Here is a 6,304-nt window from a genome sequence, read left to right as displayed (position 1 = left end):
TAAATACGAAATTTTTTGCAAATTATAATAATAATTTTGATGCAGATGGAGGTGTAGGGGTTTTAGCAGCAGGCGGGAATTTAAATAAGACTACGGTAAATCCAATGCCCCCCCCACGCATTGGAGATCTGATGCCCGATGGAGCTCTTATAGATACATCAGGGAGAAGTCTCACTTATAGAAGGGTAAGCAATTTTCCAATTGGTCAATTAGACAGGACCACAATAGAAATGTGGGTAAAGATGAATGAAACGCCAGGAGGTAGGACTCATTATTTCTTTAATCTTAAAAATTCTGGAAATACCGAATATATCTGGCTTCGGAACAACAATGGCACATTGGAATTAACGGTCAGAGATAATGTATACGGCGAATTTTCCGATACTTATGGTATCTCAACTTGGCAGACCGGAGTATGGCATCATATAGCAGCAACTATAACTTGGGATAACAATGGTATTCTGCCTGGGGGATTTACTGAATTAGAACTATTTGTAGATGGTATTACTGATGGGAAACGAATAGGGTCATCACTTTTTCTATTAGATTTAGCTATGGATGACGATATGTATGTAGGTACCAATGCTGTTTCTCCCGGCACTAACAATGCAAACGCTACAATAGATTCTATCCGGATATCAAATAATATAAGATATACTGCCAATTTTACTCCTCTTAACAGATATCAAACCTCCGGCACATATACAAGATCTATTTCACTTCCTACCGATGTCAGATGGGGGACTATAACATGGACAGCTCATACCGCAGGAGGAAGTATTAGTATGGAATGTCCTGTTGGAACCCCGCGCGGTTCAGACCCCTCGTATCTTACAGGTGGTTTAAGTCCAAGTATAAATCTTCTTGGGACTTCTATTCAATATCGGGCAACATTTAGTGCACCTGCTGGCAACAGAGACACCCCTGTTCTTGATGATGTAACTATTGTATATCTGCCGAGGGCGAAGATTGTCTACTGGAAAGAAGAATCAGGGCTAACCCTTTAGCAGTTAACCCAAAAACCAACCCCGTAGGTTTGCAAAATGCCAACCTACGGGGTTGACAGGTGGGGGCAACAAAGTTTATGAAAAAAAAACAGGATGTGATAAATTGTTTGAGAGATTTTTTTGACAAAAATAAGGAAAATTATAATCCGGAGACGGTTTTCTTATGCGGCTCGTGGGCAAGGGGATTTCCACGAGAAGATTCGGATGTTGATATTGGTATAGTTTTTCAGGATAATACTTTGTCTGACGACAAATTGTTCGAAATTATAAATAATATTTCTCTAACGCTTTCTTCTGCAATCAACCTGGAAGTAAATATAATTCCCATTTATTGGGACTTTAGAAAACCTATGCTTTATTATAATATAATAGTTTTAGGTGTGCCTGTTTATATTAAAGACTACAATAAATATGTGGATATTAGAAACGAAGCAATTTTTCAGATGGAAGATTTTAGTATTTTTGGCACAGATTGGCAGATTCAGGTAGCCGAAAAAAATATAAAGGAGATCTCATAAAAAATTTGCAAAATTGGCTATTCAGAGGAACAGGCTTGCACATCGATATATGGACTTTAGGTGGCAGGCTATAAAAATGTTTATGGAACAAAAAGAGTTGATTGTAAAGTTAATAAATAAGATAATAGAAAGAGAGAGTAAGGGTTCAAAATAAAAAGGCAGGCAAGGAAGTTATGAGAAAAATCCCAAAAATAGGAGCGTATGACAACCACATCTCAATATGGCGAGAAGGTTATGGAGCATTTTAAAAATCCAAGAAATGTTGGAGAGATACAAGACGCAGATGGTATAGGCAGGGTCGGAAATCCTGTCTGTGGAGATATAATGAATCTTTATATAAAAGTAAAAAAAGGGGTGATTGTAGATGCAAAATTTAAAACATTCGGGTGTGGAGCCGCAATTGCCACAAGTTCCATGGTAACAGAAATTGTGAAAGGGAAAACCGTTAAAGAAGCACTAAAAATATCCAACAGGGCTGTTGCTGAAGCATTGGGAGGACTTCCACCCATAAAAATGCATTGTTCTGCTCTTGCAGAAGAGGCGTTAAGGGCTGCTATAACAGATTATATGGAAAAACATATGGCAAAATAGTGCCGATGTCAATGACAGAAATACCGAGGTCATTGCGAGGACTTGTTTTTGGGGCGTGGCAATCCGGAAAAATGTTATCGTCGGAGACCAGATTCCCGATTTAATCGGGAATGACAGACCCGAAAACATAATCTCCCCCGCCCCTCCTTAAAAAGGAGGGGAAATTCACCTTACCTCTTCTATCTCTCCTTAAAAAGGAGGGGAAATTCACCTTTTATAGAGTGTCTCATTTTAACTTCCCCCTTTATATAAAAGGGGGATGGAGGGGGATTATTATTTAAGAAAAAGGGAGTTATGCTCTATTATAATGCAAAACTAAAAAACTTATCCCGACAACTTAGAAAAAATATGACAGATTCAGAAAGATTTTTATGGTCAAGAGTAAGAGGGAAACAATTAAAAGAAATGCAATTTTATAGACAAAAAATTATCGGCAATTATATATCCGATTTTTATTGTCCAAAGGCAAAGATTGTTATTGAACTGGATGGCAGTCAGCATTATGTAGAAGAGGGAATGGAAAAGGATAAACAAAGGGACAAATATTTGAAATCTCTCGGGATTAAAGTTTTAAGATTTTCCGATATAGATGTTTTAAAAAATATTCAAACAGTGTTGGAGGAAATATATAAGAATTTATAAAACATAATCTCCCCCGCCCCTCCTTAAAAAGGAGGGGAGGAATCCCTCATCTTTCTTGCTCCTCGTTGAAAAGGAGGGGAGAAATTCCAAATTCCGCATCCCACACTTAAGAGGGGACGCGAAGGCTCACACACCCGTTATAATTTTTTTAATCTCCTCTGCAATCTTTGGAACCGTTTCCGATAGAGCGCCTGTTAATATCTGTCCTCCTTTTCTCAGAGGAGGGGTGAACATCTTTATAACCTGTGTCGGAGAACCTTTCAATCCAACCTCATCTTCTTTTAGATTTAGGTCTTTTAATGTCCATTTTTTAATTGTTGCACTTTTTGCTCTTAACTTTCCCTTAAGAGAAGGTAGCCGGGGCTTGTTTATTTCCTTTACAACACTTATAACAACAGGAAGAGGAGTATCAAGTATTTCATATCCTTCTTCTGTCATTCTTTCTACCCTTGCAAGCATTGAAGTGCTCTGGTGCCCTTGTGCTCTTGTGCCCTTGTGCTCTTGTGCTCTGCTTGTGATAGTTATCTTTTTTACGAACATAACCTGCGGAAGGCCAAGATGTGCTGCAATACCGGGTCCTACCTGTGCGGTATCTCCATCAATTGACTGTTTCCCACATATAATAATATCATAATTTCCTGTGTGTTGAATCACTCTGGCAAGCACAAGACTTGTTACAAGTGTATCACTTCCAGCAAGCGCCCTGTCACTTACAAGGTATGCTTCATCTACACCCATAGAGAGTGCCTCCCTTAAAGCCTCTTCAACCTGTAAAGGTCCCATACTTATAACAGTTACCTGCCCTCCATTTTTTTCCTTTAGTCTGAGTCCTTCTTCTATAGCATGCATATCAAAGGGATTTATTATTGATTGGACGCCTTCTCTTATAAGTGTATTTGTCTGCGAATCTATTTTTATGTTTTGTGTATCAGGGACCTGTTTTATACAAACAATAATATTCATTCATTGCTCCTTCTGTTAATGTTCACCGTCCACCGAGATGCCACACCCAGAGGATACCCGCCTTGACACCTTGAACTCTTGATGCCTCTTATGCCTGTCACCTCGTCACATATGTTCTGACACCCCAAAACCTATTGATTGTATTATATGTAATTACCTTGATTTTTCTACAAAAATTCTTATAATAGAATAGAAAAAAGGAAAAAATGAAACCGGAAGACCTGCAAGCAAAACTTGAAAAAGCCAGAGCCGAATTTTATCTTCTTTATGAGATAGGGAATGCAATGAGAAGCACCCTTGTTCTTGATAAGATACTCTATATCATACTTACATCTGTTACTGCACATGTGGGACTGGGGTTTAACAGGGCAATGCTTTTTCTTGTTGATGCAAAAACAAATATATTAAGAGGTGAGATGGGAATAGGACCGGACTCACCTGAGCAGGCAGTAGATATATGGAATAAAGTATGTTGTGATAAAAAGTCGCTTGAAGATTTCGTATCATCAGGACAGAAATTTAAGGAAGAACTTTCAAAATCACAACTGAACAATGCTGTAAGGGATATTGAGATTCCGTTAGATGGAACGGGGGGCATACTTGCATTGACCGCTCTTGAGGGAATGTCTTTTGAGATTATAACATCTGATGCAAGGGAAAAATTAGGGTTTGATCCATACCTTACACAGCTTAAATTAGAAAGGTTTGCCACAGTTCCTGTGAAAGCAAAAAATACAGTAGTAGGTATCATTGTAGTGGACAACATAATTACAAATGAATGCATAGATAAAGATGATATCTGGCTTCTTACACTGTTTGCAAATCAGGCCGGACTTGCGATAGAAAACGCAAGACTTTATGAAAAAACACTTCTTACAAGTTATCGGGATTCACTGACAGGTCTATGGAATCATGGTTATTTCCATTACATTCTTTCATTACAGACAAGTCTTTCAGATATGAATAAAAAACCGGTATCACTTCTTTTTATAGACATAGACTATTTTAAAAACTATAACGATAATATTGGACACCCCGCAGGAGATGTGGTACTTAAAACTGTGGCTGATATATTAAAGGTTAATGTAAAAGAAGGGGACATTGTTGCAAGATATGGCGGAGAAGAGTTTGCCTGCATATTGCCGGAAACAAACAAAGATACTGCCTATTATATTGCAGAAGGATTAAGAAAAGAAATAGAAGCCCATAAATTTTCAAATCAGGAGGTTCAGCCGCTTAAAAAAATAACAATAAGTGCAGGCATTGCAACCTATTCCGATGATGCGGATAGCAGCAAAACACTTATAGACTACGCTGACACTGCTTTATATGCTGCAAAAAGACAGGGAAGGAACAGAGTCGTTGCGTATACTTCAGATTTCAGTATAAAAGTAGCATCAAACAATCCAATGTAAAAAAATTTTTTATTTTATAATTTTGTTATTGCTTCAAGACTGTGCAGGAGATTCAGAAGAAAATCCTTGCTATCAAGACTTAAATAACGCATCTTTCCGCCCATCCTGCTAAATGTTTTACAGTATCTTACATAATATGCTGGATCATCTGGTGGAGGTTCTTTATTTCTGAGCCAGTCCGATGAAATTTGAGCAAGATCTACAACAAGTATAAAATGGTTCTGTATATGTTTCCCCTCTTTAAGGGATATGTTCTGTGCCATAGAAAATGATTTTTCAAAAATCATAGGAGACATTACAGCAGAGCCAAGAGATAAATACACGCCATCTTCAATGTTATTTATTGAAGAGGCGTACCTTAAAAAATCCCTTAATGCTGTTCTTCCTATTGCCGCCCCGTTGTTAAGGGGATGGCAGTAAATAATATCATGTCCTATCATGGGATGCCCTGTAAAAGGGACATTTACCTTGTATGAAACGGCCTGAACACTAAATTTTTTAAATGGATGTGGAATGTTCATAAAACCAGATTTTATACCAAATTTTTTAATTGTATAATAACAGTCAGATGCTGCTGCAACAAGTTCAGGGTTATCGTCAATTTTTGTTCGGATAATATGCTTTAATTCATTTAGTGATGGGATGTCCAATCCTTCTTCCTGTATCATTTTGCCCACCGATTCTCCGTATCCAAGATTTTTATATCCTCCTATAACAATTGCAAGGTTTATATAAAAACCTGTTTCCTGCCAGAGTCCGAACTGTCCTTTCTGTATATTTTTTCGGACATCTTCACTGCTTTTTCCCTGATATGAAAATTCCCAGTCATGTATGATACCTGCTCCGTTTGTTGCCAGGTGTGTTATCCAGCCACCTTCTATAAGTTTTATCAGAACAGGGCCCAGTCCGTTTTTTATTGTATGGGCGCCAAATGCAAGAACAACAGACTTTTTTTTGCTGCGGGCTATTTTTATTCTTTGAACTGTCTGGTGTAGAATGTCATATTTTTCGCCAGACAATGGAATCGGCTTGGTATCTGGGAGAATACAATCTCTTTCTATGACTACCCTGCTTGCTCTGCTACTTAAAGGTTTTATTTTTAAGGCACCTCTATCAAAATATTGATGTCCCATAACGATTTAAGAATACTATAAAAACCATTGTTTGT

Annotated in this window: 7 protein-coding genes; 5 read left to right on the top strand and 2 right to left on the bottom strand. The window is 37.8% G+C overall.

Features of this window, described 5'->3' with window-relative positions:
• From B9J78_06295 to B9J78_06280, 4 genes are all read left to right on the top strand, one after another.
• The coding region (locus tag B9J78_06295; GenBank protein MBA2124521.1) for a hypothetical protein at positions 1-1,007 on the top strand (1,007 nt) is incomplete at its 5' end.
• 77 nt (positions 1,008-1,084) lie between these two features.
• On the top strand, positions 1,085-1,525 hold the full coding sequence (locus B9J78_06290) for a hypothetical protein (protein MBA2124520.1): 441 nt from the start codon (positions 1,085-1,087) through the stop codon (positions 1,523-1,525).
• Positions 1,526-1,726: 201 nt separating this feature from the next.
• Positions 1,727-2,116, top strand: a complete 390-nt coding sequence (locus tag B9J78_06285) for a Fe-S cluster assembly scaffold protein NifU (protein MBA2124519.1) — start codon at positions 1,727-1,729, stop codon at positions 2,114-2,116.
• Positions 2,117-2,410: 294 nt separating this feature from the next.
• Positions 2,411-2,758 carry a hypothetical protein gene (locus B9J78_06280; GenBank protein ID MBA2124518.1) on the top strand — a complete coding sequence of 116 codons (348 nt, stop codon included), beginning with the start codon at positions 2,411-2,413 and terminating at the stop codon, positions 2,756-2,758.
• Positions 2,759-2,884: 126 nt separating this feature from the next.
• On the opposite strand, the gene B9J78_06275 is transcribed toward B9J78_06280, so the two are convergent.
• Entirely contained in the window at positions 2,885-3,721 is an 837-nt protein-coding gene (locus B9J78_06275) for an electron transfer flavoprotein subunit beta (GenBank protein ID MBA2124517.1), read from the bottom strand.
• A 206-nt stretch (positions 3,722-3,927) separates the two neighbouring features.
• Here B9J78_06275 and B9J78_06270 point away from each other — a divergent pair, with 206 nt between their 5' ends.
• Complete coding sequence (locus B9J78_06270) at positions 3,928-5,136, top strand: hypothetical protein (protein MBA2124516.1); 1,209 nt, start codon at positions 3,928-3,930, stop codon at positions 5,134-5,136.
• Positions 5,137-5,150: 14 nt separating this feature from the next.
• Here the strand turns inward: B9J78_06270 and B9J78_06265 are convergent, their stop codons facing one another.
• Positions 5,151-6,269, bottom strand: coding sequence for a hypothetical protein (locus tag B9J78_06265; GenBank protein MBA2124515.1), 1,119 nt, complete (start codon positions 6,267-6,269; stop codon positions 5,151-5,153).
• Between the last annotated feature and the right edge of the window lie 35 nt (positions 6,270-6,304).

The organism is bacterium Unc6, from assembly GCA_013626165.1.
Lineage (GTDB): Bacteria > Omnitrophota > Gorgyraeia > Velesiimonadales > Velesiimonadaceae > Velesiimonas > Velesiimonas alkalicola.
Note: the sequence above shows the minus strand (reverse complement) of the source record. Positions and strands in the feature narration are given on the sequence as shown.